Annotated in this window: 20 protein-coding genes; 5 read left to right on the forward strand and 15 right to left on the reverse strand. The window is 71.3% G+C overall.

Annotation, left to right across the window (positions count from 1 at the left end; all coding sequences use genetic code 11):
* Window positions 1–16 precede the first annotated feature (16 nt).
* Together N5I75_RS24180 and N5I75_RS24185 are read left to right on the forward strand one after the other, a co-directional pair.
* Entirely contained in the window at window positions 17–1,330 is a 1,314-nt protein-coding gene (locus tag N5I75_RS24180) for an MFS transporter (RefSeq protein WP_476680506.1), read from the forward strand.
* Between the two features lie 149 nt (window positions 1,331–1,479).
* Entirely contained in the window at window positions 1,480–2,460 is a 981-nt protein-coding gene (locus tag N5I75_RS24185) for a sigma-70 family RNA polymerase sigma factor (RefSeq protein WP_476680508.1), read from the forward strand.
* On the opposite strand, the gene N5I75_RS24190 is transcribed toward N5I75_RS24185, so the two are convergent.
* Window positions 2,368–2,757 (reverse strand): STAS domain-containing protein, encoded by a 390-nt coding sequence (locus N5I75_RS24190; RefSeq protein WP_476680510.1) that lies wholly within the window; start codon window positions 2,755–2,757, stop codon window positions 2,368–2,370. The genes N5I75_RS24185 and N5I75_RS24190 overlap by 93 nt on opposite strands.
* A gap of 154 nt (window positions 2,758–2,911) precedes the next feature.
* On the opposite strand from N5I75_RS24190, the gene N5I75_RS24195 reads away from it, so the two are divergent.
* Entirely contained in the window at window positions 2,912–3,844 is a 933-nt protein-coding gene (locus N5I75_RS24195) for an AEC family transporter (RefSeq protein ID WP_476680512.1), read from the forward strand.
* 607 nt (window positions 3,845–4,451) lie between these two features.
* Here N5I75_RS24195 and N5I75_RS24200 read toward each other — a convergent pair.
* The 12 genes from N5I75_RS24200 to N5I75_RS24255 all read right to left on the reverse strand — a co-directional run bounded on the left by N5I75_RS24200 (window position 4,452) and on the right by N5I75_RS24255 (window position 19,364).
* Window positions 4,452–5,729: a thymidine phosphorylase gene (locus tag N5I75_RS24200; RefSeq protein WP_476680514.1), complete on the reverse strand. Its 1,278-nt coding sequence runs from the start codon at window positions 5,727–5,729 to the stop codon at window positions 4,452–4,454.
* Between the two features lie 111 nt (window positions 5,730–5,840).
* Window positions 5,841–6,248, reverse strand: a complete 408-nt coding sequence (locus N5I75_RS24205) for a cytidine deaminase (RefSeq protein WP_476680516.1) — start codon at window positions 6,246–6,248, stop codon at window positions 5,841–5,843.
* The gene (locus N5I75_RS24210; RefSeq protein WP_476680518.1) at window positions 6,245–7,513 is read right to left on the reverse strand and encodes an ABC transporter permease; all 1,269 of its coding nucleotides are present in this window, start codon (window positions 7,511–7,513) and stop codon (window positions 6,245–6,247) included. The genes N5I75_RS24205 and N5I75_RS24210 overlap by 4 nt, the downstream gene beginning before the upstream one ends.
* Complete coding sequence (locus tag N5I75_RS24215) at window positions 7,513–8,637, reverse strand: ABC transporter permease (protein WP_476680726.1); 1,125 nt, start codon at window positions 8,635–8,637, stop codon at window positions 7,513–7,515. The genes N5I75_RS24210 and N5I75_RS24215 overlap by 1 nt, the downstream gene beginning before the upstream one ends.
* Before the next feature lie 5 nt (window positions 8,638–8,642).
* On the reverse strand, window positions 8,643–10,235 hold the full coding sequence (locus N5I75_RS24220) for an ABC transporter ATP-binding protein (protein WP_476680728.1): 1,593 nt from the start codon (window positions 10,233–10,235) through the stop codon (window positions 8,643–8,645).
* Window positions 10,236–10,451: 216 nt separating this feature from the next.
* Window positions 10,452–11,504, reverse strand: a complete 1,053-nt coding sequence (locus tag N5I75_RS24225; RefSeq protein WP_476680520.1) for a BMP family lipoprotein — start codon at window positions 11,502–11,504, stop codon at window positions 10,452–10,454.
* A 220-nt stretch (window positions 11,505–11,724) separates the two neighbouring features.
* Window positions 11,725–12,786 (reverse strand): BMP family lipoprotein, encoded by a 1,062-nt coding sequence (locus tag N5I75_RS24230; RefSeq protein ID WP_476680522.1) that lies wholly within the window; start codon window positions 12,784–12,786, stop codon window positions 11,725–11,727.
* Window positions 12,787–13,149: 363 nt separating this feature from the next.
* On the reverse strand, window positions 13,150–14,415 hold the full coding sequence (locus N5I75_RS24235; protein WP_476680730.1) for an amidohydrolase: 1,266 nt from the start codon (window positions 14,413–14,415) through the stop codon (window positions 13,150–13,152).
* A gap of 170 nt (window positions 14,416–14,585) precedes the next feature.
* Complete coding sequence (locus N5I75_RS24240) at window positions 14,586–15,620, reverse strand: hypothetical protein (protein WP_476680524.1); 1,035 nt, start codon at window positions 15,618–15,620, stop codon at window positions 14,586–14,588.
* A 74-nt stretch (window positions 15,621–15,694) separates the two neighbouring features.
* The gene (locus N5I75_RS24245; protein ID WP_394431144.1) at window positions 15,695–16,639 is read right to left on the reverse strand and encodes an N-acetylneuraminate synthase family protein; all 945 of its coding nucleotides are present in this window, start codon (window positions 16,637–16,639) and stop codon (window positions 15,695–15,697) included.
* A 14-nt stretch (window positions 16,640–16,653) separates the two neighbouring features.
* Window positions 16,654–17,949, reverse strand: a complete 1,296-nt coding sequence (locus tag N5I75_RS24250; protein WP_476680526.1) for a cytidylyltransferase domain-containing protein — start codon at window positions 17,947–17,949, stop codon at window positions 16,654–16,656.
* A 47-nt stretch (window positions 17,950–17,996) separates the two neighbouring features.
* Window positions 17,997–19,364, reverse strand: coding sequence for a DUF6716 putative glycosyltransferase (locus N5I75_RS24255; RefSeq protein ID WP_476680528.1), 1,368 nt, complete (start codon window positions 19,362–19,364; stop codon window positions 17,997–17,999).
* A gap of 198 nt (window positions 19,365–19,562) precedes the next feature.
* On the opposite strand from N5I75_RS24255, the gene N5I75_RS24260 reads away from it, so the two are divergent.
* Window positions 19,563–20,540, forward strand: a complete 978-nt coding sequence (locus tag N5I75_RS24260; protein WP_476680530.1) for a glycosyltransferase family 2 protein — start codon at window positions 19,563–19,565, stop codon at window positions 20,538–20,540.
* Window positions 20,537–21,874, forward strand: coding sequence for a polysialyltransferase family glycosyltransferase (locus N5I75_RS24265; protein WP_476680532.1), 1,338 nt, complete (start codon window positions 20,537–20,539; stop codon window positions 21,872–21,874). Before N5I75_RS24260 ends, N5I75_RS24265 begins: the two co-directional genes overlap by 4 nt.
* Before the next feature lie 63 nt (window positions 21,875–21,937).
* On the opposite strand, the gene N5I75_RS24270 is transcribed toward N5I75_RS24265, so the two are convergent.
* Window positions 21,938–23,458 carry a tachylectin-related carbohydrate-binding protein gene (locus N5I75_RS24270; RefSeq protein ID WP_476680534.1) on the reverse strand — a complete coding sequence of 507 codons (1,521 nt, stop codon included), beginning with the start codon at window positions 23,456–23,458 and terminating at the stop codon, window positions 21,938–21,940.
* A gap of 46 nt (window positions 23,459–23,504) precedes the next feature.
* On the reverse strand, window positions 23,505–23,999 hold the full coding sequence (locus N5I75_RS24275; RefSeq protein ID WP_476680536.1) for a hypothetical protein: 495 nt from the start codon (window positions 23,997–23,999) through the stop codon (window positions 23,505–23,507).
* Between the last annotated feature and the right edge of the window lie 161 nt (window positions 24,000–24,160).

The following is a 24,160-nucleotide window of genomic DNA, read 5'->3' on the forward strand; positions in this document are numbered from 1 at the left end:
GTCCTACGGTGCTGACATGCCTGCTGCCAGTAGCCGGGCGGCCGCCTCCACGGACGCGGTCGCCGATGCCTCCGACACCGCCCGTACCTCCGACACGGCCGCCGTCGACACGCGGATGAGTCCGGGCGGGCCCGGCTACCGCCGCATGAGCTTCGCCCTCTTCCTGGCCGGGGTCGCCACCTTCGCCCTGCTCTACTCGACGCAGGCACTGCTCCCCCTCGTCTCGGACGGTTTCGGGGCGAGCGCGAGCGCGGCGAGCTGGACGGTCTCCGGGGCGACCGGCGCGCTCGCGCTGTGCGTGCTGCCGCTGAGCGCCCTGTCCGAGCGGTTCGGGCGGCGCACGCTGATGACGGCGTCCCTGACGGTGGCCGTCACGGTCGGGCTCCTGGTCCCCTTCGCGCCCAACCTGGGCGTCCTGATCGCCCTGCGCGTGCTGCAGGGCGCCGCCCTCGCCGGGCTGCCCGCCTCCGCGATGGCCTACCTCGCCGAGGAAGTCCGGCCGAAGGCGCTGGTCAGCGCCATCGGACTGTTCGTCGCGGGCAACTCCATCGGCGGCATGAGCGGCCGGGTCATCGGCGGCTGGATCGCGCAGGAGTGGGGCTGGCGGGCGGCCGTCGGCACGATCGGCGTGATCGCGGTGGTCTGCGCCGCCGCGTTCCGGCTGCTGCTCCCGGAGCCGCGCCACTTCACGCCGGGCTCGCTGCGGCCCCGCGCCCTGGCCAGGACGGTCGGCAGCCACCTGGCCAACCCGCTCCTTCGCCGCCTGTACGTGATCGGCGCGCTGTTCATGCTGGTCTTCGGCGCGGTCTACACGGTGATCGGCTACCGGCTCACCGCCGCCCCGTTCTCCCTGCCGCAGGGCATCGTCGGCTCGATCTTCCTCGTGTACCTCGTCGGTACGGTGTCGTCCGCCGCGGCGGGCCGCCTTGTCGCGCGGCTCGGGCGGCGCGGCACGCTGTACCTGGCGGCGGGCACGACGACGGCGGGCTTGGTCCTCGCCCTCGTCCCGCACCTCCTCGTCGTGCTGCTCGGGCTCGTGCTGATCACGGCGGGCTTCTTCGCCGGGCACGCCACGGCGTCGTCGTCCGTCAGCCACACTGCGACGCACGGCCGGGCGCAGGCGTCCGCGCTGTACCAGTCCGCGTACTACATCGGCTCCAGCGTCGGCTCGGCCGTCGGCGCCGTCGCCTTCCACGCGGGCGGCTGGGCGGGCACGGTCGGCCTGGGCGTCGTGGCCGTGCTCGGCGTCGTGACGGTCACGCTGTGGGGGTCGTACGCGGCGCGGGCCCAGGGCCGCCGTGCGGCGGCGGGAACGGTCGCCGCACCCTGACCCACGCCGGACTTGTGCCCCACAGGTTGCGTCAGCGGCCCCCGGACCTGCGCTTGTCGCCGGTCCGGGGGCCGTTGTCAGTGGGCTGCGGTAGCTTGCGGAGTGCTGGGGCTCAGAGCGATTCACAGCGGCGATGGGGGCGTTGGACGATGAGCGACACTGCGACGAAGGCCGGGCTCGACGACCTGGAGAAGTACCGGGTCGAGCTGACGGGGTACTGCTACCGGATGCTGGGCTCGGCGTTCGAGGCGGAGGACGCCGTGCAGGACACGATGGTGCGGGCCTGGCGCAGCTTCGAGAAGTTCGAGGGCCGCTCCTCGCTCCGCTCCTGGCTGTACCGCATCGCGACGAACGTGTGCCTGGACTCCCTCCAGGCGGGCAACAAGCGGGCGAGGCCGATGGACCTGACGGCGGCGGCGCCGCTCGCGCAGGCCGCGCTGACGCCGCGCCCGGACAATGTGTGGCTGGAGCCGATGCCGGACGCGCGCGTCCTGCCGACGGTTCACGACCCCGCGGAGGCGGCGGTGGCCAAGGAGTCGGTACGTCTCGCGTTCGTCGCGGCCCTGCAGCGACTGCCCGCCAAGCAGCGGGCGGTCCTCATCCTGCGCGAGGTCCTCGCGTGGAAGGCGAGCGAGGTCGCCGAGCTGCTCGACACCTCGGTCGCGTCGGTCAACAGCGCGCTGCAGCGGGCGCGGACCACCCTCGCGGACGCGCCGCCCGCCGACTCGGCGACGGCGGACACGCTGGACGAGGAGCAGCAGAAGCTCCTCGCCCGGTACGTGGCGGCCTTCGAGGGCTACGACATGAAGGCGCTCACCGCACTGCTCGCCGAGGACGCCGTCATGACGATGCCGCCGTTCGACCTGTGGCTGCGCGGCGCGGACGACATCACCGGCTTCATGACGACGATCGGGCACGAGTGCGCGGGCTCGCGCCTGCTGCCCGTGTCGGCGAACGGGACACCTGCGTTCGCCCACTACAAGCCGGACCCGGACAGCGGCGGGTTCGTGCCCTGGGCGATCCAGGTCCTGGAGATCTCAGAGGGCCGGATCGCCGGTTTCCACTGCTTCCTGGACCTCAGCAAGCGATGGTTCCCGCTCTTCGGCGTTCCCGAGCGGCTGCCCGCCTGAGTCGTCGCCGTCGTCCTCGCCGTCGCCGGACAGGCCGAGGGCGTCGGCGAGCCCGGAGAGCCGGAGGAGCAGGGCGAGTGCGGGGGACGGGTCGCGCAGTCTGATCCGGCCGCCGGCCCGGCGTGCGGCGAGCTGCATCCGGGCGAGGGCGTCGACGGTGACGAGGTCGGTGCTGGTGACGCCGGAGACGTCGCATATGACGGTCGGCCGGTGGCCCGGGGCCCGTTCGCGGGCGGCGCGGACGCGGTCGCACAGGGCGGGGGCGTCGCCGGGGCGGATCGGCCCGGCGATCGTCACGACGGGAGGGGGCGAGGAAGCGGCCATGCAGAGAAGGACCGCGCGTCCGGCCGGAAATCATCGCCGCCGGTGCGGGGCGTGGCGGCGTGGGCTGGGTCACGTTGCGTCGGATCGACGTTGACCTGCGGTTACTCCGCGTCCGAGGGTGGATCCCGTGCAAGGGGTTCTGAACGGGTTCGCGGTCATCGCCATCGTCATCGGGGTCGGTTATCTCATCGGGCGGCGCGGTTATCTGGGTGAGGGCGGCCGTGAGGTCCTGACCAAGCTGGCCTTCCATGTGGCCACCCCGGCCCTCCTCTTCACGATGCTGTCCAAGGCGGACCTGTCGCTGATCCTGTCGCCGAGCCTGCTCGTCACGGCGCTGTCCACGGGTGTGATGGCCGGGGTCTTCGTCCTGGTGGGGGTTGTACGCGGGTGGGGTGTCGGGCGGACGACGGTGGGTGCGCTGTGCTCGTCGTACGTGAACGCGGGGAATCTCGGCATCCCGATCGCGGTGTATGTGCTGGGCGATGCCTCGCTAGTGGCGCCAGTGCTGTTGTTCCAGCAGTTGTTCGTGACGCCGGTCGCTCTGACGATCCTGGACCTGGCGGAGTCGGAGTCGTCCGGGACGCGGCAGTCCTGGGGACAGCGGCTGCTCACGCCGTTCCGGAACCCGATCGCGATCGGGGCGCTGTCCGGTGTCCTGGTCTCGGCGACAGGTCTCTCGGTGCCCTCCCCCGTCCTCGACCCGCTGGAGCTGATCGGCAACATGTCGGTTCCGGCGATCCTCATCGCGTTCGGCATATCGCTGTGCGGGAGCGCCTGGCCGGGCGGGCGGGGTGTGGAGCGGGTGCCGGTGCTTCTGTCGTCGGCCCTGAAGGCGGTGGGGCAGCCGGTGGCGGCGTGGGCCCTTGCCTCGTTCGTCTTCGGGCTGCGTGGGGAGCGGCTGCTTGACGTGGTGGTGACCTCGGCGCTTCCGGCGGCGCAGAACCTGTACACGTACGCGAGCCGTTACGGGGTGGGCGAGCGTCTGGCGCGGGAGTCGATTTTGCTGTCGACGATGGCTTCGGTGCCGGTTCTTGTGGGGGTGGCGGCGCTGCTGGGCTGAGCTTTCCCGGTCAGGGAGGGCCGTGCCAGGGGCGCCTCGTCAGGTGGTGGGGCGGGGCCGCGCCGGGGTGCCTCCTCGGCCGGATGGGCCCTGGACCCCGTTGTCCGCCATAGGCGTGTCATCCGGCCCTGGATTCCTGCGGAGTCCTGCGGGGGCACCCCGGCACGTCCCCTCCCGTCGCGACGCGAGTGCCGCCCGGTGGCCCGTACTGCCTGCGGGCGCGGCTCAAACCGCCCTTGGATGCGGCCCGGAACCGACCTGCCTCCGATGACGGACCGAGCTGCCCCGAATGCGGCCCAGGACCCGACCTGCCTCGGAGTGCCGACCGAGCTGCCCAATGCGGCCCAGGACCCGACCTGCCTCGGAGTGCGGACCGAGCTGCCTCGGGTGCCGCCCGGTGGCCCGTTCTGCCTCCGGGCGCGGCCCGGCGGCCCGCCCCGCCTTCGGTTTCGGCCAGCTGCCGCTCCCCGCACCGTTCCGCCCCGCCCGCCTTGGGCAATCTGCCGCCTGGGGCGGCAGGGTGGGCAAGGCGGCACCCTAGCGCCGGGGCACCGTATACGCCGGGCCGGGCAAGAGCACGGGTGCCGCCCCACAAGGGCACCGCAGGTCAGCCGATGCGTTCCAGGACGATCGGGCTCGGGGTGAACTCCGTCCCCGAGGGTCCGATGTCGTACGACCCCTCCACCGACTCCAGCGCGTACGCGAACTTCTCCGGCGTGTCCGTGTGCAGGGTCAGCAGGGGCTGGCCCTCGGTGACGGAGTCGCCCGGCTTCGCGTGGAGTTCGATGCCGGCCGCCGCCTGGACCGGGTCCTCCTTGCGGGAGCGGCCCGCGCCGAGGCGCCAGGCGGCGAGGCCGACGCCCATCGCGTCGAGGCGGGTCAGGACGCCCGAGGAGGGGGCCGTGACGACGTGGGTCTCGCGGGCCGTCGGGAGCGCCGCGTCCGGGTCGCCGCCCTGGGCCGCGATCATGCGGCGCCAGGCGTCCATCGCGGAGCCGTCGGCGAGGGCCTTCGCCGGGTCGGCGTCCTTGAGGCCCGCCGCGTCGAGCATCTCGCGGGCGAGCGCGAGGGTGAGTTCGACGACGTCGGCCGGGCCGCCGCCCGCGAGGACCTCGACGGACTCGCGGACTTCAAGGGCGTTGCCCGCGGTGAGGCCGAGCGGCGTGTTCATGTCCGTGACCAGGGCCACGGTCGGCAGGCCGTGGTCCGTGCCGAGGCCCACCATCGTGCGGGCCAGCTCGCGGGCCTGCTCCAGCTCCTGCATGAACGCGCCCGTGCCGACCTTCACGTCCAGGACGAGCGAGCCCGTGCCCTCCGCGATCTTCTTCGACATGATCGACGAGGCGATGAGCGGGATGCAGTCAACGGTCGCCGTCACGTCGCGCAGCGCGTAGAGCTTCTTGTCGGCCGGGGCCAGGCCGCTGCCGGGAGCGCAGATGACGGCGCCCACGTCCTCCAGGGTGCGCATCATCTCCTCGTTGGAGATGTTCGCGCGCCAGCCGGGGATCGACTCCAGCTTGTCGAGGGTGCCGCCGGTGTGGCCGAGTCCGCGGCCCGAGAGCTGCGGCACGGCCGCGCCGCACGCCGCGACCAGGGGCGCGAGCGGCAGCGTGATCTTGTCGCCGACGCCGCCCGTGGAGTGCTTGTCGGCGGCTGGGCGGGGGAGCACGGAGAAGTCCATGCGCTCACCCGAGTTGATCATCGCCGCCGTCCAGCGGGCGATCTCCGCGCGGTCCATGCCGTTCAGGAAGATCGCCATGGCGAGGGCCGACATCTGCTCGTCGGCGACCTCTCCGCGCGTGTAGGCGTCGACGACCCAGTCGATCTGCGCGTCACTGAGCCGCCCGCGGTCCCGCTTCGTACGGATGACGGAGATGACGTCCATGGCACTTCCTCCCGGTGGCAGACCCACAACTTCGATACGAGCGCCGACTCTACGCGCATAGAACCAGCCGAAGAAAGACGGCCCCGCCAACTCGGCGGGGCCGTCCCGTAGTTACGCGTGTTCCAGGTGCTCCGGGCCGAACGCGTCCGGCAGCATCTCGCCCAGCGGGCGCACCCCCGACGCGGTCTCCAGGAGCAGCTCCCGGCCCCCGAACTCGTACAGAAGCTGGCGGCAGCGGCCGCACGGCATGAGGATCTCGCCCTTGCCGTCGACGCAGGTGAAGTGCGTCAGCCGGCCGCCGCCGGTGAGCTGGAGCTGGGAGACGAGGCCGCACTCGGCGCACAGGCCGAGCCCGTACGAGGCGTTCTCGACATTGCAGCCGGTGACCGTGCGGCCGTCGTCGACGCGGGCCGCCGCGCCGACCGGGAAGCCCGAGTACGGCGCGTACGCGCTGCTCATGGCCGTGCGGGCGGCCTCCCTGAGCGTGTCCCAGTCGGCCGCATCGAACGAGGACGTCACGTGCCCTGCCCCTTCCGGTACGGCTGGCCGTCCGCCTTCGGCATGCGCAGGCGCTGGGCCGAGAAGGAGAGGACGAGCAGCGTGACGACGTACGGCGTGGCGGTGACGAGCTGCGTCGGGACGTCGTCGGTCGTGGCGTACCAGGCTGCCATGCCCGCGGCGGCGACGGCGCAGACGACACCGGCGACGTACTTCTTCTTGACGACCATCCAGACGGCGCCGATCACCAGGAGCAGGGCGACGAGCAGGAGGAGCGCGTGGACGTTCTCCGTGCCGCCGCGCAGCTTCAGGCTGTCGGTGTAGCCGAACAGGCCCGCGCCGAGGGCGAGTCCGCCCGGCATCCAGTTGCCGAAGATCATCGCGGCGAGACCGATGTAGCCCTTACCGGCCGTCTGCCCCTCCAGGTAGAAGGGGTTGGCGACGATCGAGAGGAACGCGCCACCGAGTCCGGCGAGGCCGCCGGAGATGATCACGGCCAGGTACTTGTACTTGATCACGTTGACGCCGAGGGACTCGGCCGCGACCGGGTTCTCGCCGCAGGAGCGCAGGCGCAGGCCGAACGCGGTGCGCCACAGCACCCACCAGGTGACCGGGATGAGCGCGACCGCGATCAGCGTCAGCGGCGACAGGTTGGTGACCAGGCCGCCGAGGAGTCCCGCGATGTCCGAGACGAAGAACCAGTGCTTCTCGTTCAGGGTCGTCAGCCAGTCGGAGAGGCCCGGGACCGTGATCGTGCCGAGCGAGTCGACCGGCGGGGACTGCTTGGTGGTGCCGCCCTCGACGCCCTCGAACGTGAAGTTGGAGAGGTAGCGGGTGACGCCGAGCGCGAGGATGTTGATCGCCACACCGGAGACGATGTGGTTCACGTTGAAGGTGACCGTGACGACCGCGTGGAGCAGGCCGCCGAGCGCGCCGCCGACGATGCCGAGGAGCACGCCGACCCAGGGGCCCCACTGGTAACCGGCCCAGGCACCGAACCAGGTGCCGAGGATCAGCATGCCTTCGAGGCCGATGTTGACGACGCCCGCGCGCTCGGCCCACAGGCCGCCGAGACCGGCGAGGCCGATCGGCACGGCGAGCTGGAGGGCCGTCGCCATCTGGCTGACGTTGGTGATGCCGTTCGCGTCCGTGATCAGGCGGACGAGCGAGGTGAGTGCCAGGACGCCCGCGATGACGAGCATCAGGACCGGCAGGGAGAGCCTGGTGCGGCCGCTCTTGGCGGGCGGCGACGCGGGCTTCTTGTCGAGGACCGTAGCCGTGCTCATCAGGCAGCGACCTCCTTCTTGAGTTCGCTGGTGTTCTCACCGGCTGCGGCGGCGAGTTCGATGCCGACCCGGCGCTGCTGGCGGCGCTGGCCCCAGACCCGTACGGCCTCGTAGGAGACGACGACCGCGATGGTGATGATGCCCTGCATGATCACCGCGATCTCCTTGTCGTAGCCGCGCAGGTCGAGTTCCTGCGAGGCCTTCTCCAGCCAGGAGATGAGGAGCGCGGCGAAGGCGATGCCGACCGGCGAGTTGCGGCCGAGCAGGGCGATGGTGATGCCCTGGAAGCCGATCGTGGTCGGGAAGGTGAGCGAGTACGTGTGCGTGTCGCCGAGGAGGAGGGGCAGACCGGCCAGGCCCGCGAGCGCGCCCGAGACGAGCATCGCCGTCAGGACCATGCGCTTGGCGTCGACGCCCGACGCCGCGGCGGCCGACTCCGAGGCGCCGGTGGCGCGCAGGTCGAAGCCGAAGCGGGTGCGGTTGAGGACGAACCAGTACGCGACACCGAGCAGGGCGGCGATCACGACGAAGCCGTAGATCTCGCCGACGCCCTCGCCCATGTCGATGCCCGGGAACCAGCCCGACTCGTGCATGATGCCGGTCGTCTTGTTGTTGCCGACCTGCACGCCGAAGACCTCGGGCAGGTACAGGTAGCCGATCACGCTGGACGCGATCGAGTTCAGCATGATCGTCGCGACGACCTCGCTGACGCCGCGCGTGACCTTCAGGACGCCCGCGATACCGGCCCACATGGCGCCGGTCAGCATGGCGACGAGGATGAGCAGCGGAACCTGCGCGAAGCCCGGCAGGGCCACCTTCGCGCCGACGATCGCGGCGACGACGGCGGCGAGCCGGTACTGGCCGTCCACACCGATGTTGAAGAGGTTCATGCGGAAGCCGATGGCGACCGCGAGCGCGGCGAGGTAGTACATGCCGGCCTGGTTGATGATCAGGACCTGCACGTCCGAGAACGTCGCCTGCTCGAACATGATGCCGTACGGCTCGATCGGGGACTTGCCCGAGGCGAGCAGCACGATGGAGGTCAGCACCACGGCGGTGAGGAGCGCGATGACCGGCCCCGAGACGCCGAGGAGCAGCCGCTCCTTGTCGAACTTGTTCTTCATGGCCATCAGGACTCGTCCTTCGCCTGCCGCGCCGCGTCCGCATCCGCTGCCGCCGCTGCTTCTTCTTCTACGTGTTCCAGGTGGCCGGAGGCCGCGCCCGTCATCGCCGAACCCAGCTCCTCCGGGGTGATCGTGGCCGGGTCGGCGTCGGCGACGAGCCGCCCGCGGTAGATCACGCGGAGGGTGTCGGAGAGGCCGATCAGCTCGTCCAGGTCGGCGGAGATGAGGAGGACGGCCAGGCCCTCGCGGCGCGCCTCGCGGATCTGGTCCCAGATCTGCGCCTGCGCGCCGACGTCCACGCCGCGCGTCGGGTGCGCGGCGATGAGGAAGCGGGGCTTGTGGCTCATCTCGCGGCCGACGATCAGCTTCTGCTGGTTGCCGCCGGACAGGGAGGCGGCGGTGACGTCGATGCCGGGGGTGCGGACGTCGTACTCCTCGACGATGCGGCGGGTGTCCGCCTGCGCCGCCTTGAGGTCGAGGAGGACGCCGCGCGCGTTCGGCTTCTCGGTGACATGGCCGAGGATGCGGTTCTCCCACAGCGGGGAGTCCAGGAGCAGGCCGTGGCGGTGGCGGTCCTCGGGGATGTAGCCGACGCCCTGCTCGCGGCGCTTGCGGGTGGCCCAGGAGGTGATCTCCTCGGCTTCAAGATCGATGGTGCCGGAGTCGGCGTGGGCGAGGCCGATGAGCGCGTCGATCAGCTCGGTCTGGCCGTTGCCCTCGACGCCCGCGAGGCCGAGGACCTCACCGGCGTGGATGGTGAAGGAGATGTCGTCGAGCAGCGGACGGCCGCCCTCGGCGTCGAGCCGCAGCCCCTTGACGGTGAGGACGGGCCGGTCGGTGACGGTGGACTCGGCGGTCTCCGGCGTCGGCAGCTCGCTGCCGACCATCAGCTCGGCGAGCTGGCGGGGCGTCGTCTCGGCGGGGACGGCCGTGCCGACCGTCGTGCCGCGCCGGATGACCGTGATCTCGTCGGCCACGGAGAGGACTTCGCCGAGCTTGTGCGAGATGAAGATGACGGAGAGGCCCTCGGCCTTGAGCTCGCGCAGGTTGTCGAAGAGCGCGTCGACCTCCTGCGGGACGAGCACGGCGGTCGGCTCGTCGAGGATCAGGGTCGTGGCGCCGCGGTAGAGGACCTTGAGGATCTCCACGCGCTGGCGGTCGGCGACGCCGAGGTCCTCGACGAGGACGTCCGGGCGGACGTTCAGGTGGTAGCGCTCGGATATCTCCAGGATCTTGCGGCGGGCGCGGGCGCCGATGCCGTAGAGCTTCTCGCTGCCGAGGACCACGTTCTCCAGGACCGTGAGGTTGTCGGCGAGCATGAAGTGCTGGTGGACCATGCCGATGCCGCGCGCGATGGCGTCGGCGGGCGAGGAGTAGGTGACGGCCTCGCCGTCGATCGCGATGGTGCCCTCGTCCGGCTTCTGCATGCCGTAGAGGATCTTCATCAGCGTCGACTTGCCCGCACCGTTCTCACCGACGAGGGCGTGCACGGTGCCCTTGTGGACGGTGAGGTGGATGTCGTGGTTGGCGACGACGCCGGGGAAGCGTTTGGTGATGCCGGTCAGTTCGACGGCCGGCGGGCTGCTGGACGCGTTGATGGCGCACTCTCCTGGGAGATGGGGGCCTTCTACACGCGTAGAGCCCCTACGGCAGTACGAAGTGGACGCGAGTCGGTCGATTTCGGGCGAATCGCTGGGGGGTGGTGCGGTTCGCCCGGGTCCGGTGCGGCACTTGCCCCGCCGCGAACGGGGTGCGGTCGCGTCCCGTGTCCGAGACTCGCCGCACCCCGTTTCCCACTCATGTCCGCGTGGTGACTACTTGCTGTTGACCTTGATCTTGCCGCTGGTGATGCCCGCCTCGGCGGCCTTCAGCGCCTTCTGCATCGCATCGTTACCGGAGAACTTCGGGTTCGAGGCGGCGAGGCCGACCTCGCCCGACTTCAGGTCACCGGTGATGACGCCGGTCTCGGGCTTGCCATCCTGGACCGACTTGGCCAGGTTGTACACGGCCGACGCCACATTCTTCGTGGCCGACGTGAGGATGTAGTCCTTGTACGGGGCGAGGGCCTTCTGCGCGTACTGGTCGGAGTCGACGCCGATCGCCCAGACCTTCTTCGCGGCGGCGGCCTCGATGACACCCTGACCGGAGAGACCGGCCGCGTGGTAGACCACGTCCGCGCCCTTCTCGATCTGCGCCTGGGCGGCCGTCTTGCCCTTGTCAGGGCTGGAGAAGCCGCCCTCGTCGGCGGTCTCGGTCAGGTACTGCGAGACGACCTTGACCTTGCTGTTGGTGTCCGTGACGCCCTGCTTGAAGCCGGCCTCGAACTTGTGGATGAGGGGGACGTCCACGCCGCCCACGAAACCGACCGTGTTCGACTTGGTGGACTTCGCCGCCGCGACACCGGCCAGGTAGGAGGCCTCCTGCTCGCTGAAGACGAGGTCCGCGACGTTGTCCGCCTTGACCTGCGCGTCGTCCACGACACCGAAGGTGGTCTTCGGGTACTTCGCGGCGGCGGCCTTCACGGCCGGGGCGTACGCGAAGCCGATGCCGACGACCGGGTTGTAGCCCTCACGGGCCAGGGCCACCAGGCGCGCGGTCTTGTCCGCGTCCGTCTCGCCGTCCGTCGGCTCCTGGTCCTCGCCCTTGTAGCCGAACTCCTTCTCGGCCTTCTTCATGCCCTCGTACGCGGCGTCGTTGAAGGACTGGTCGCCGCGGCCGCCCACGTCGTATGCGATGGCGATGCCCTTGGACTTGCCGCCGTTCTCCTTGCTTGCGGCGTCGCTGGAGGTGCCGCCGCAGGCGGACAGGGAAGCGGCGAGAGCGACGGTCGCAGTGCCTGCGAGCGCTATTCGGGAAACGCGGCGCATGGGATGAGCTCCTTGGGTACAAGCACCGACGACGGTCCGGACGGCGCTGGCTTCGCCGCAGATTAACGCGCGTAGAACGCGCATTGAAGACCTCCCGGCAGACCGTTATGCGTCCGTACTGAAAGCGACCTGAATCGATCTTGTACGGACATACGGACGCGCCCCGGCCTCTGGGGGAAGCGGGGGCGCGTACGGGTCGCGGGGGCCGTTGTGCGGGGGCCTACGGCTTCGTGGCCACCGTCACCTTGCCGTCGATGATGTTCTGCTTGGCCTTCTCCACGGCGTCCGCGAGGCCCGCGATCTTCTTGTACTCCGGGTTGGTGTCGGTGATGCCGACGCCGCCCGCCTTCAGGTCGAACCGGGTCACGCCCGAGAGCGGCTTCTTGTCCTGGACGGATTTGGCCAGCTCGTAGACGGCGCGGCCGACGTCCTTCGTGGCGGAGGTGAGGATGGACGCCTTGTAGGCCGCCAGCGGCTTCTGGTTGTACTGGTCGGAGTCGACGCCGATCGCCCAGACCTTCTTCGCCGCGGCGGCCTGGATCACGCCCTGACCGGAGAGGCCCGCCGCGTGGTAGACCACGTCCGCGCCCTTCTCGATCTGCGCCTCTGCGGCGGTCTTGCCCTTGTCCGGGCTGGAGAAGCCGCCCTCCTCGGCGGTCTCGGTCAGATACTGCTTGACGACCTTGACCTTGCTGTTCGTGTCCTTCACACCCTGGGCGAAACCGGCCTCGAACTTGTGGATCAGGGGGACGTCCACGCCGCCGACGAAGCCGACCGTGTTCGTCTTGGTCGCCTTCGCGGCGGCCACACCGGCCAGGTACGAGCCCTGCTCCTCGGCGAAGACCAGGTCGGCGACGTTCTTCGCGTTGATCGTGGAGTCGTCGATGATGCCGAAGGTGGTCTTCGGGTACTTCGCGGCGGCGGCCTTCACGGCGGGCGCGTACGCGAAGCCGACGCCTATGACGGGGTTGTAGCCCTTCTTGGCGAGGGAGCTGAGGCGGGCGATCTTGTCCGCGTCGCTCTCGCCGTCGCTCGGCTCCTGGTCGTCGCTCTTGTAGCCGAACTCCTGGTCCGCCTTGACCATGCCCGAGTACGCGGCGTCGTTGAAGGACTGGTCGCCGCGGCCGCCGACGTCGTAGGAGATCGCCATGCCGAGGTTCTTGTCCTTGGCCTCGTCGCCCGCCTTGTCGGCGCTGGTGGAGCCGCAGGCGGTGGCTGCGAGGGCGAGGCCGGTGACGGCCACCGCCATGTACGTGAGCCGGGAGGTGCGAGATCGGGGCATGAGGGGACGCTCCTTCGTCAACACGCCGTGTGGGGCGCTGAGTTCGGCGGAGCGTAACGCGCGTAGACGGGGCGGGGAATGGGTTCGGCCGGGCTGTTATCGGATCGTGGCGGGTCCGCTGCGCGGGGCGGTGCGGGGCCTGGCTCGGGCGCGCCCGTGCGGAGGTCACGGGGTGGGCGAGGCGCGGCCCCGCTGACGCCAAGCCCACGGGGCTCCGCCCCGGGACCCCGCTGCTCAATCGCCGCAGGGGCTCGGATTGCGCATCCGGCACCCTCGAAGCACCCCCAGCCCTCTGCTGGCCAAATCAAGCCCCTGCGGCGTTTGAGCAGCGGGGTCCGGGGCGGAGCCCCGTGGCGTCAGCGGTCAGACCCCGCGGGGGTTCGGCTTGTCCAGCAGGACCGTGGCCGTGAAGAGTTCCACGCCGACCGTGATCGCGTCCTCGTCCACGTCGAAGTCACCCTGGTGGAGATCGCGGGACGTGCGGTCCTGCGGGGGCTTCACGCCGAGGCGGGCCATCGCGCCGGGGACGTGCTCCAGGTACCAGGAGAAGTCTTCGCCGCCCAGGCTCTGGGGCGTGTCCTCGACGGAGGAGAGCCCGCGGCGGGCCGCCATCGCGTCGCGGAGGAGGTCGGTGACCGCCGGGTCGTTGACGACCGGGGGGACGCCGCGGACGTAGTTGATGACCGGCTTGGCGCGGTAGAGGTCGGCGATCTCCTGGACGGCGGCGTGGATCACGTCGGGCGCCTCGCGCCAGGCGTCGAGGTCGAGGCAGCGGACGGTGCCGGAGAGTTCGGCGTGCTGCGGGATCACGTTGCAGGTGTGGCCGGACTCGATGCGGCCCCAGGTGAGGACGAGCCCGGAGCGGGCGTCGACGCGGCGGGCCACCACGGCGGGCACGTCCGTGGCGACCCTGGCGACCGCCGTGACCAGGTCCGTGGTGAGGTGCGGGCGGGCCGTGTGGCCGCCGGGCCCGTCGAGGGTGATGTCGAGGCGGTCGCAGGCGGAGGTGATGGGGCCGTAGCGCAGGCCGATCCGGCCGGCGTCGACCTTCGGGTCGCAGTGCACGGCGACGATCTTGCGGACGCCGTCGAGCGCCCCGGAGTCGATCGCGTCGGCGGCGCCGCCCGGCAGCACCTCCTCCGCGGGCTGGAAGATCAGCCGCACGGGGTGCGGGAGGCGCCCGAGCCGGTCGAGGTCGGCGAGGACGAGGCCCGCGCCGAGGACGACGGTGGTGTGCACGTCGTGGCCGCAGGCGTGGGCGCGGTCCGGCACGGTGGAACGGTAGACGCAGGCGGACTTGGTGTCCGGGATCGGCAGCGCGTCGATGTCGGCGCGGAGGGCGAAGAGGCCCTGCTCGCCCTCGTACTCCCCCGTCTCGGCGCCGGTGCCGATGTCGCAGATGAGGCCGGTGCCCGTGTCGAGGACGCGCGGGGTGAGCCCGGCCTTCTCGAGCCGGGCCTTGATCGCGGCGGTGGTGCGGAACTCCTGGTTCCCCAGCTCCGGGTGCATGTGCAGGTCGCGCCGGAATTCGACGAGCTCGGCGCGGAGGGCTTCGGGCAGAGCGCCGGGGAGCACGCTGCCGGAGGTTTCTTCACCCGGCAGGTCGACCTCGGTCTCTAGGGGCGTCACGTAGTTCACCCTGTGAAGGGTAGGACGACGCGGGTGCCAACTGAGCTGCGATCAACAAAACTTCAGCCAGATTGGGGTAAGAAAAATGGCCGCGCTGCGCATGTCGATCGCGCGGGAAGGGTATGACGACTCTTTCCACCTGCGGCGCATCACCCCACGTCCCAGACCCGTCACACCATGCGCACGCCCTTCGCCGACCCCGCGATCCCCGCGAGGAAGCCCTGCGCGTGATCGGAAACACCCTCCTTCAGCCAGGCGGGGTCGATCTCGCAGACGGCCACCTTCACGCCCGTGCCCTCCAGGGCGATCGGCAGGGTGTGCACGACCGTCGAGGGGAAGCTCAGGATCGTACGGCCGACGGGGCCCCGGCGGGCGATGAGCTCCAGGGGGAGGTCGGGGCGGACGACCTCCAGGCCGGTCTCGGTGGCGAGGCGGTGCAGTTTGTCGGCGGCCTCGCGGCGGTGGGCGAAGTAGCGGGTGGCGCCGTGGGCGGTGGCGAGGGCGCGGACCGCCTCCAGGTAGCGGTCCAGGTCCACGACGCCGGTCTCGACGAGGGACGTGCCCACCAGGTCCGCGCCGCGCGTCAGGCGGGGCGGGCCGAAGCGGGCCCGGGTCCAGGCGTAGTCGTTCGAAGCGATCGTCACCCCGTCAGGCGCCTCGTCCACCGGCATGGAGGTGAAGACGGAGACGGTGCGGCGACCGCCCGTGCGCGGAGTCAGTTTCCTGCGCGCCGACGACGAGACCGGGGCGAAGACCAGGTCGCGGGGGCCGGGGCGGCCGCCGCGGCGGTGCCAGCGGACCAGGCGTTCGCCGCGTGCCAGCTGCGCGATGAACTCCATCGTCGCCGTGCCGTCGTCCACGACGACCAGGTCGCGGGCGCGCGTGATCATCAGCAGGAGCTGGACGTAGCGGGAGAACGGGTCGCCGATGACGACGCGGTCGGCCCGGCGCAGCGGCCCCGCGAGGCCGCCGATCGTCTGGAAGGGGGCTCCCGCGCCGTCCCGCGCCTCCTCCCAGCGCACCTCGTGACCTTCCGCGCGGGCCAGTTCGGCCATGCGGCGGAGCTGGCCGCGGGTCATGGGGTCGGTGGGCGAGAGCACGACCACGGTCGCCTTCGCCGTGGCGTGGTGCGCCCACTCCAGGACGTTGAGGAGCTGCACCGGGCTCTCGACGAAGCAGAGGGTGTGGGGGGTACTGCTGGACATTGCGGCCCTCCCCGGGGACGCCGAGGCGGTCCGGCGTGCGCGCGCACGCCGGACCGCGACAGGAGTGGACCGGATCAGACGCCGACCGGCTCGCCCGCGGCGACGGCGATCTCCGACTCGGCGACGACGCCCGCGACGCGGCGCAGCTTCTTCATCGGGCCGAGCTCGGACTCGTAGACCTTCTTGACGCCGTCACCGAGGGACGCCTCGATGGTGCGGATGTCGCGGACGAGGCGCTGCAGGCCCTGCGGCTCGACGGAGGCCGCCTGGTCCGAGCCCCACATGGCGCGGTCGAGGGTGATGTGGCGCTCGACGAAGGTGGCGCCGAGGGCGACGGCCGCGAGGGTGGTCTGCAGGCCGGTCTCGTGTCCTGAGTAGCCGATCGGGACGTTCGGGTACTCGGCCTGGAGGGTGTTGATGACGCGGAGGTTCAGCTCCTCGGCGACCGACGGGTACGTCGAGGTGGCGTGGCACATGAGGATGTTGTCCGAGCCGAGGACCTCGACCGCGTGGCGGATCTGCTTCGGGGTCGACATGCCGGTGGAGAGGATCACCGTGCGGCCCGTGGCGCGCAGGGCGCGGAGCAGCTCGTCGTCCGTCAGCGAGGCGGAGGCGACCTTGTGGGCGGGGACGTCGAACTTCTCCAGGAAGGCGACGGCCTCGGTGTCCCACGGGGAGGCGAACCAGTCGATGCCGCGCTTCTTGCAGTGCTCGTCGATCTGGCGGTACTCGTCCTCGCCGAACTCCACGCGGTGGCGGTAGTCGATGTACGTCATCCGGCCCCAGGGGGTGTCCCGCTCGATGTCCCACTGGTCACGCGGGGTGCAGATCTCGGGGGTGCGCTTCTGGAACTTCACCGCGTCGCAGCCGGCCTCGGCGGCGACGTCGATCAGCTTGAAGGCGTTGTCGAGGTCGCCGTTGTGGTTGATGCCGATCTCGCCCGTGATGTAGACGGGCTGGCCGGGGCCGGCCGTGCGCGAACCGAAGGTGCGGAGGCGGGAGTTGGAGGCAGCAGACATGTGAGGTGCGTTCCTTACTTGGTTTCGAGGGTGTCGAGAGAGGGGCCGAGGATCCAGCTGGCGATCTCTCGGATCGCGCCGTCGCCACCGGGGACGGTGGTGACCGCGCGTGCGGCGCCGCGTACGACGTCGTGGGCGCTGCCGACCGCCACGGGCCAGCCGACGAGGCCGAAGCACGGGAGGTCGTTGACGTCGTTGCCGGCGTAGAGCACGCGCTCCGGCGCGATGCCCTGCTCCTCGCACCACTGCTTCAGTGCGAGGTCCTTGCGGTCGATGCCGTGCAGGACCGGGATCTTGAGCTTCCTGGCCCGGGCGGCGACGACCGGGTTCACCTCCGTGGACAGGATCAGCAGGCGCAGGCCGCTCTTGCGGAGGGCCGCGATGCCGAGGCCGTCACCGCGGTGCACGGTGACGAACTCCCGTCCGTCGGAGTCGATCAGCACCTTGTCGTCGGTCTGGGTGCCGTCGAAGTCGAGGACGACCGCGTCGATGTCCTCCCGGGTGGGGAGGGTGCGCTGGTCGAAGAGGGGGGCCAGCGCGCGGGCGCGGGCCAGGTCGTGCGGGTCGTCGATCTCCAGGACCCGCGCGGGGTCGGTGCGCACGAGGTCGGTGCGGCCGAAGAAGCGGTGCTGGTGGCGGCGGAAGCCGGTGGCCTCCATCGCGTAGACGGCGCCGGTCTCAAGGAGGTCCTGGGGGCGGTCCTGGCGGCGCGGCCGGAAGGACTTGTCGTGGTTGACGCCGTAGCCGCCGCCGGTCGCGGGGGCCTCGGTGACGAGGGTGTCCGTGCCGCCGAGCGCTGCCTCGCGGTCCGCGGCCACCGGCTGCGGCTCGTCCGCGGCGTCGCGCCAGACGAAGCCGTGGAAGGGCGCCACGGTCAGCGCGCTGTCCGCGCCGTCCTCGATGACCGCGCGAACCACGCCGTCGACGTCCTCGCGGGCGATGAACGGGCTGGTGCACTGCACGAGCAGGACCACGTCCACGGCCGCGCCGTGCAGCGCCTCGTGGGCGTCCATGGCGTGCAGGACGGCCGCCTCCGAGGTGGCCTTGTCGCCCGCGATGGCGGTGGGCCGGGTCACGACCTCGGCGCCCGCCTCCCGCGCCGCGGCCGCGATGGCCGCGTCGTCGGTGGAGACCACGACGTCGGTGACCTGCCGGGTGGCCAGGCACTCGCGCACGGCGCGGGCGACCAGGGGCACGCCGCCGACCGGGGCGAGGTTCTTGGCCGGCACGCCCTTGGAGCCGCCGCGGGCGGGGATCACGGCGAGGACGCGGCGGACCGGGGCCGCCTGTCCCGCTTCCGGGTCGGTCATGTGCGGGTCTCCTTCGGGGAACGGGTGAGGACGCGGGCCACGGCGGGTCACAGCTCGCCCATCCGCCGGATGACGGGGGCGACGCGCTGGACGCCGTGCCGGTAGGCGCCGCGCGCGGCCCGGCGGACGATCTGCCGTACGGGGCCGGGGTCGCGGTCGGCGGCGGGGGCGCCGGGCAGCGGGCTGCCGTCGGGCGCCAGGTGGTGGCGGGCGAGGACGCGCGGCAGGTAGCCGGGGGCGGTGGTGCGGCTGTAGTACGGGGCGAGCGGCGGGCGGTCGCTGCCGAGCAGCGCGGCGACCTTGGCGCGGGCCCCGTCGAAGGCGCTCTCGTAGGAGCCGTCGGCCGCTACACCCTGCCGGGCCACCCACGCCGGGTCGGCCTCGGGCAGTTGGCCGGCGTCGAGCTGGTCCCAGGAGACCAGGCAGCCGGAGCCGGTGAAGTGGTGGTTGCCGAGCGCCTCGCGCACTCCGAGGTCGGTGAGGAGCGCGGTCGGGATGCGCCGGTGCAGCGATTCGAGCGCGGCCGTCGAGCTGACGGTGACGAGCAGGTCCGTACGGTCGAGGACCTCGCCCATGTTCCCGTACACGAGACGGAAGTTGGGCGGCGGATCGAGGCGCTGCGCGAGCTTCTGGTACGGGACCTCCTCGATGTGCGTGGTGTGCTCGCCGGGCTTGGAGCGCAGCTTGAGCAGCACTTCGCGCTCGGGGTACCGCTCGGCGTGCCGGACGAGGCGGTCCAGGAGGTACATCCGGTCGGTCGGGGTGTCGGGGACGGACGGCTGCGCGGCGAAGACCACGGTGTACGGGTCGTGCGCCTCCTTGTAGGTGTCGCCGCCGAGGAACGGCAGCGCGCACTCGGTGACCGAGCCCGCGTCCGCCCCGACCCCTTCGTAGACGGCGCGGAAACGCTGCGCGTCGTAGGCCGAGTTGGCGAGGACCACGTCCGCTCCGTGGCGCAGCAGGAGCCCGTCGGCGAGCTTCTCGTAGACGACGCCGACGTAGCCGGTGACGACGACGGGACGGTTCGTGGCGCCGCGCCAGGCGTGGGCGAGTCCGTGCAGTACGGCCTGGACGCCGCCGCCCACGAGGGCGAGGACGACCACGTCGTACGCGCCGGACCCGTCGCCGTCGCCTTGTGCGGACGCGTCATCGCCCCGCACGGAGCGCTCCATCTCCCGCAGGAACTCGACCGCGGTGACCTCACGCAGCCGGTCGGCACGGACGCCGACCTCGGTGAGCTGGCGGGGGGTGGGGGTGGCGCGGCCCCGCAGGAGGAAGCCGTCGAGGGTCACGCGGGTGTCGTGGTTCGCGGTGAGCCGGGACGCGGTGAGCGCGCCCCATTTCCACCGGGTGTCGGAGTCTGCGAGCACGGCGATCCGCTGCGGAGCCGGTTGCTCGGGGGTACTTGCTGGCACGTCGAAGAAGTTAGGAAGCCATTTCGATGCGCGGCCCAACCCGAGTGCAACAAACGGTTAACAGCACGCCGACGAATGGCGAATCGGCCCGCGAATTGCGCCGGACGAGGGCTGGTTCATGGTCTCGCCACGCGTCGTTCACCCGGCCGCAAGTTCCCGGTCAAGACGAATGCCGGGCCGCCGCCTAACGTCACCGTCGTGGTCAAGCTCTCCGTCATCGTGCCGTTCTACAACGTGCAGCAATACGCGCCCGACACTCTGCGAAGTCTCCGTGCGAACGCGCGGGACGATTTCGAATTCATTCTCGTCGACGACTGTTCCAAGGACGAGACGCCGGACATTCTCGCGCGCGCCGAGCGCGAGCTGCCCGGCGCGGTCGTCGTGCGACACGAGCGGAACGGGGGACTCGCCACCGCCCGCAACACGGGCCTGGACGCGGCGCGCGGCCAGTACCTCACGTTCCTGGACGGCGACGACTGGCTCGCGCCGGGGTACTACCCGAAGCTCCTGTCCGCGATCGAGGCCCTGGGCTGCGACTTCGTGCGCACGGACCATGTGCAGTGCACCGCGCGGGCCCGCTCGGTCCACCGCGTGCCGCACGGACTGCGCGACGTGGTCCTCGATCCGCGCGACGCGATCCTGCCCGCGGACCGTTCGACGTCCGTGGACTACGCGTTCGCGTGGGCCGGCATGTACCACCGGCGCCTCGCCGACCAGGGCCTTCTGCACTTCACCGACGGGCTGCGGACCGCGGAGGACCGGCCGTGGATCTGGCGGCTGCACCGCGAGGCGAAATCGTTCGCCGCGGTGAGCACGCTGGGCGTCTTCTACCGGCGCGGCGTCGCCTCGTCCCTCACCCAGATCGGTGACGTGCGCCAGCTCGATTTCATTCGCGCATTCGACCAGGTCATACGGGAAACAGCCGAGGACAAGGACGCCGACCGGCTTCTCCCGAAGGCCGTACGCACGTACTGCGCGATCATTTCCCACCACATGGGATCCATCGAAAGGTTCGAACCGCCCGTGGCGCGCAAATTGAAGTCCCTCAGCGCGGCGGCGCTCAAGCGCATGCCGCAGCGGGTGCTCGACGAGGCGCTCGACTCGATGGACGTCGAGCGGGCCACGCGCCTTCGCAAGCTGCGCCGCCGCCCGGTCAGCGCGGAGGCCGCGGCATGACGACGCGTATCTTCCTCGCCTCGACCCTGTACGGCACCGCGACGCTCGCCGCCGCGCTCGACGCCGACCTGTTCGCCCCGGCGGACCGCACGATCCTGCTGATCGCCAACAACGCGGCGACGCCCGAGACGACGCCGGCCGTCGACGACATGCCCGGCTTCGAACGGCTGCGCGACCGCTTCGACGACGTCCTGTCCTGGAACGAGACGATCTTCCCGTTCCACCCGGGCGGCTGGTCGCCGCGCGCCGACGACCTCGTCCTGTGGGAGCGGCACCTGCGCCTCCTCTGGCGCCTCGGCGACGACGACATCGAGCTGGCCGTCGAATCCATCCAGGTCAACCCGGCGATGGCGGTCACCCGGATCTTCACGGGCGCGCCCGTCGACGTGTACGCCGACGGCCTGATGAGCTACGGCCCGACCCGCAGCAAGCTCGACCCGCTGGTCGGCACGCGCGTGCGCCGCCTCCTCCACCTCGACCTCGTCCCGGGCCTCAAGCCGCTGCTGCTCACGGAGTTCGGCGTCGCGCCCGAGATCGTCCCGACGGAGGTCTTCGTCAAGGTCCTCACGGAACTCGGCAACACGGCCGACGCCTTGCTCTCCGTGGACGGCGAACCTGCCCTGCTGCTCGGCCAGTACCTCTCCGCCCTCGACATCCTCACCGCCGACGAGGAGGAGGACCTGCACGTCTCCATGATGCGCGGCGCCTTCGAACTCGGGCACCGGCGCATCGTGTTCAAGCCGCACCCCACCGCCCCGGCCCGCTGGTCGCGCACCCTGGAGAAGGAGGCCGAGCGACTCGGCGCCGAGCTGACCGTCCTCGACACGCCGGTCCTGGCCGAGGTCCTCTACCAGCGGATGCGCCCGGCCCTCGTCGTCGGCTGCTTCTCCACGGCACTGCTCACCGCGTCCGCCCTGTACGGGATCCCGGTCGCCCGGGTCGGCACGGCCCGGCTCCTCGACCGGCTCGCCCCGTACCAGAACAGCAACCGGGTGCCGGTCACGATCGTCGACGCGCTTCTTCCCGAGCTGACGGACCGCGCCCGTGTCGAGTCCCAGGAACCGGGCCTGGCCGTCGCCGAACTGACCGACCTGCTGCGCGCGGTCGGCTTCGCGATGCAGGCCAAGATTTACCCCGGTCTGCGCCCGGACGCCGAGCGGTACCTCGCGGCGCGCCTGGACGAGCAGACCTGGCACTACTTCAAGCGCCGCCGTCTGACGGCTCTCGGCCTGCCGGGCGCGCTCCCCGTTCAGCTGTCCTTCATTCCGCGCAACCGTACGGTCCGCAAGGTCGCCCGGCGCGCACGCCAGCTGCGCAGGACCGCGGGGCGCTGACGACACGGCACTGCCCCCGTTCCGGTTCCGGGACGGGGGCAGTGGTGTGCGGGGGTGTGCGGTTCAGTCGGTGCGCAGGCGGCAGCCGTCGGGGTTGCCCGAGACGCTGGTGTACAGGGTCCAGTTGTCGCCGCTGCCGAGCAGTTGGTTCCAGCTGTCGAACGTGCCGGTCGGCTCGTTGTAGCGGTAGTGCCGGACGTCACCGGAGGTCCTGACGCGCACGAGGGTGTCGCCGCCGAAGGAGGTGATCTCCTTGGTGGCCCGCCAGTCGTTGGAGTCGACCGTCACCTGGTGCTGGGTCCAGGTCTGGCTCGCGAAGTCGTACCGCGAGCGCACCAGGTGGCCCGTCGCGGACTCGATGCCGTAGACCACGCCGTCGTCCGTGGCGACGACGGCCGAGTAAGCGCCCCAGCCGGAGTCCACGACCTTCGTGCCCTCCCAGGTGCCGCTTGCCACGAGGTACCGGGACCAGTGCAGGTTGCCGGAGCTGTCGACGTACCAGATGTGCGAGGAGCGGTCGATCGAGATCTTGTTGTGGTTCGCCGCCGTGTTGTACGACCCGTAGGAGGCGCTGATCTTCTTGTGGTGGATGTCCCACGTGTTGCTCGCGGTGATCCGGCGGCTGAGGTACATGCCGTCGGACTTGATCGCGTAGAAGGTCGCCCCGGGGCCCGCGAGCACCCGGCCGTAGCCCTGCCAGCCACTGTCGATGGTGGTGGCCGCCGGTATCGTGCCGGTGCCGTTCCTGGGGTCGCCGATGTTGCGGCGCAGCAGGGACCCGTCGCTCACCACGGAGTACAGCGCGCCCTCCGGGTTGCAGACCGGGCCCATGTTGGCGTTGGCCCAGCTGCGCACCCCGCCGTCGATCCGGGTGGCGATCGCGCCGGTACGGGTCTCGGCCGGATCCGCGCCGAAGCAACCGCCCTGCCAAGAGCGGCTGTTCACACCGACGAGCTGAGGCGTCCCGTTCACCTCGCGCAGCAGCGGGCCGCCCGCGTCGCCCGCGCAGACGGCCGCCCCGTCCTTGCCGGTGACGGACACCTCGGAGGCGGTCGCCGCGTCCACGGTGAAGGCGCCGGTGTGCAGCTTCAGCGGGGACCACTCGTCCTTGGTGCGGCCGTATCCGGCGCCCCGCAGCTCCTCCCCCGCCGCGGGTGCGGAGGTGGCGAGGGCGACGGGGGCGACGCCGCTGACGGGGCTCGCGAGCCGGGCGAGGACGAGGTCCTGGTCGGGGTGGGGGATGAGCTGGACGACGTCGCGGACCTGCCCCGCGGTGGTGGTCAGGTCGGTGCGGCCGATCGTGGCGGTCGTCTTGAGCGCGGGCGCGCCCGCGGGCACCTGGACGCCGCCGGCCGGATTGCCGACGAAACAGCTCGCGGCCGTGAGCAGCCACTCGGCGTCGACCAGCGCGCCGGTGCAGGCGCGCGTCCCGCCGCCGATGTCGAGGCGCGCGGTGAAGGTGTAGGGCGTGGCGGCGGCCTCGGGCCCGGTCACGGCCGTGGCGGTGGGGGCGGTCAGGCCGACGGGCCCCGCCAGCAGGGCCGCGGCCAGCGCGGTGAGACGGAGCGGTCCGGTGAGTCGCATGGTCAGTTCCTCGGTGACGGGAGGGGAGAGGTCGGCTGGGTCGGGCTCATCGGGAGCTCCTGATCTCGACGAGCAAGTGCTCGCGGCCCTGCTCGTCCGCGCTCTCGCCCACAGGCGTCCAGAGGTTCTTGGTGATGTCGAAGGTCTTCTCCTGGCCGTCGACCGTCATGTCGACCTTCGTGGCGTAGTCGTTGCCCCGGACCGAGTACACGGACGGGATCTCCAGGGTCAGCCAGCCGGACGCGCCGACCACCTTGAAGCAGACCGGCGTCGCCTTCTCGCGGGTCGCGACCTGGATGAACCCCGTCCCGCTCGCGCACTCCACATACGTGATGTGGCCGTCACCGCGTTTGAGGACGATCCCCTGCTCGGCCAGGATCCGGTCCGCGCCCGGGTAGTCGAAGGTCTCGACCGCGTAGCCGGGGGCCGCGTCCGCGGCCGGGCTCGCGTGGGCCGGCACCGTCGCGGTTCCGGTGCCGGACGATATCGCGTACCACGCGAGTGCGCCGGCGACAGCCGCGCCGCCCAGCGTGCGCGCCATGAATTTCCTCATCACGTCCCCATGTCCGTCCAACTGGAATTGCGGCCCTCGCGTCCGGCAGCGCGCCATTTCACAGAACCGCACCTCCCGGTCATGCAATCCCCCGTTCAAGGGCTTGTCCACTGCCCCAACCCGGCAGGAAACGGGCGCCAGTTGATCTT

The organism is Streptomyces sp. R818 (assembly GCF_056172735.1).

Excerpts from the sequence above, each read along its gene's own strand:
- N5I75_RS24245 (WP_394431144.1), bottom strand. The coding sequence starts at position 16,639 with ATGTCTGCTGCCTCCAACTCCCGCCTCCGCACCTTCGGTTCGCGCACG.
- N5I75_RS24250 (WP_476680526.1), bottom strand. The coding sequence starts at position 17,949 with ATGACCGACCCGGAAGCGGGACAGGCGGCCCCGGTCCGCCGCGTCCTC.
- N5I75_RS24225 (WP_476680520.1), bottom strand. The coding sequence starts at position 11,504 with ATGCGCCGCGTTTCCCGAATAGCGCTCGCAGGCACTGCGACCGTCGCT.
- N5I75_RS24215 (WP_476680726.1), bottom strand. The coding sequence starts at position 8,637 with ATGAAGAACAAGTTCGACAAGGAGCGGCTGCTCCTCGGCGTCTCGGGG.
- N5I75_RS24200 (WP_476680514.1), bottom strand. The coding sequence starts at position 5,729 with ATGGACGTCATCTCCGTCATCCGTACGAAGCGGGACCGCGGGCGGCTC.
- N5I75_RS24240 (WP_476680524.1), bottom strand. The coding sequence starts at position 15,620 with ATGTCCAGCAGTACCCCCCACACCCTCTGCTTCGTCGAGAGCCCGGTG.
- N5I75_RS24210 (WP_476680518.1), bottom strand. The coding sequence starts at position 7,513 with ATGAGCACGGCTACGGTCCTCGACAAGAAGCCCGCGTCGCCGCCCGCC.
- N5I75_RS24185 (WP_476680508.1), top strand. The coding sequence starts at position 1,480 with ATGAGCGACACTGCGACGAAGGCCGGGCTCGACGACCTGGAGAAGTAC.
- N5I75_RS24270 (WP_476680534.1), bottom strand. The coding sequence starts at position 23,458 with ATGCGACTCACCGGACCGCTCCGTCTCACCGCGCTGGCCGCGGCCCTG.
- N5I75_RS24275 (WP_476680536.1), bottom strand. The coding sequence starts at position 23,999 with ATGGCGCGCACGCTGGGCGGCGCGGCTGTCGCCGGCGCACTCGCGTGG.
- N5I75_RS24265 (WP_476680532.1), top strand. The coding sequence starts at position 20,537 with ATGACGACGCGTATCTTCCTCGCCTCGACCCTGTACGGCACCGCGACG.
- N5I75_RS24230 (WP_476680522.1), bottom strand. The coding sequence starts at position 12,786 with ATGCCCCGATCTCGCACCTCCCGGCTCACGTACATGGCGGTGGCCGTC.
- N5I75_RS24180 (WP_476680506.1), top strand. The coding sequence starts at position 17 with ATGCCTGCTGCCAGTAGCCGGGCGGCCGCCTCCACGGACGCGGTCGCC.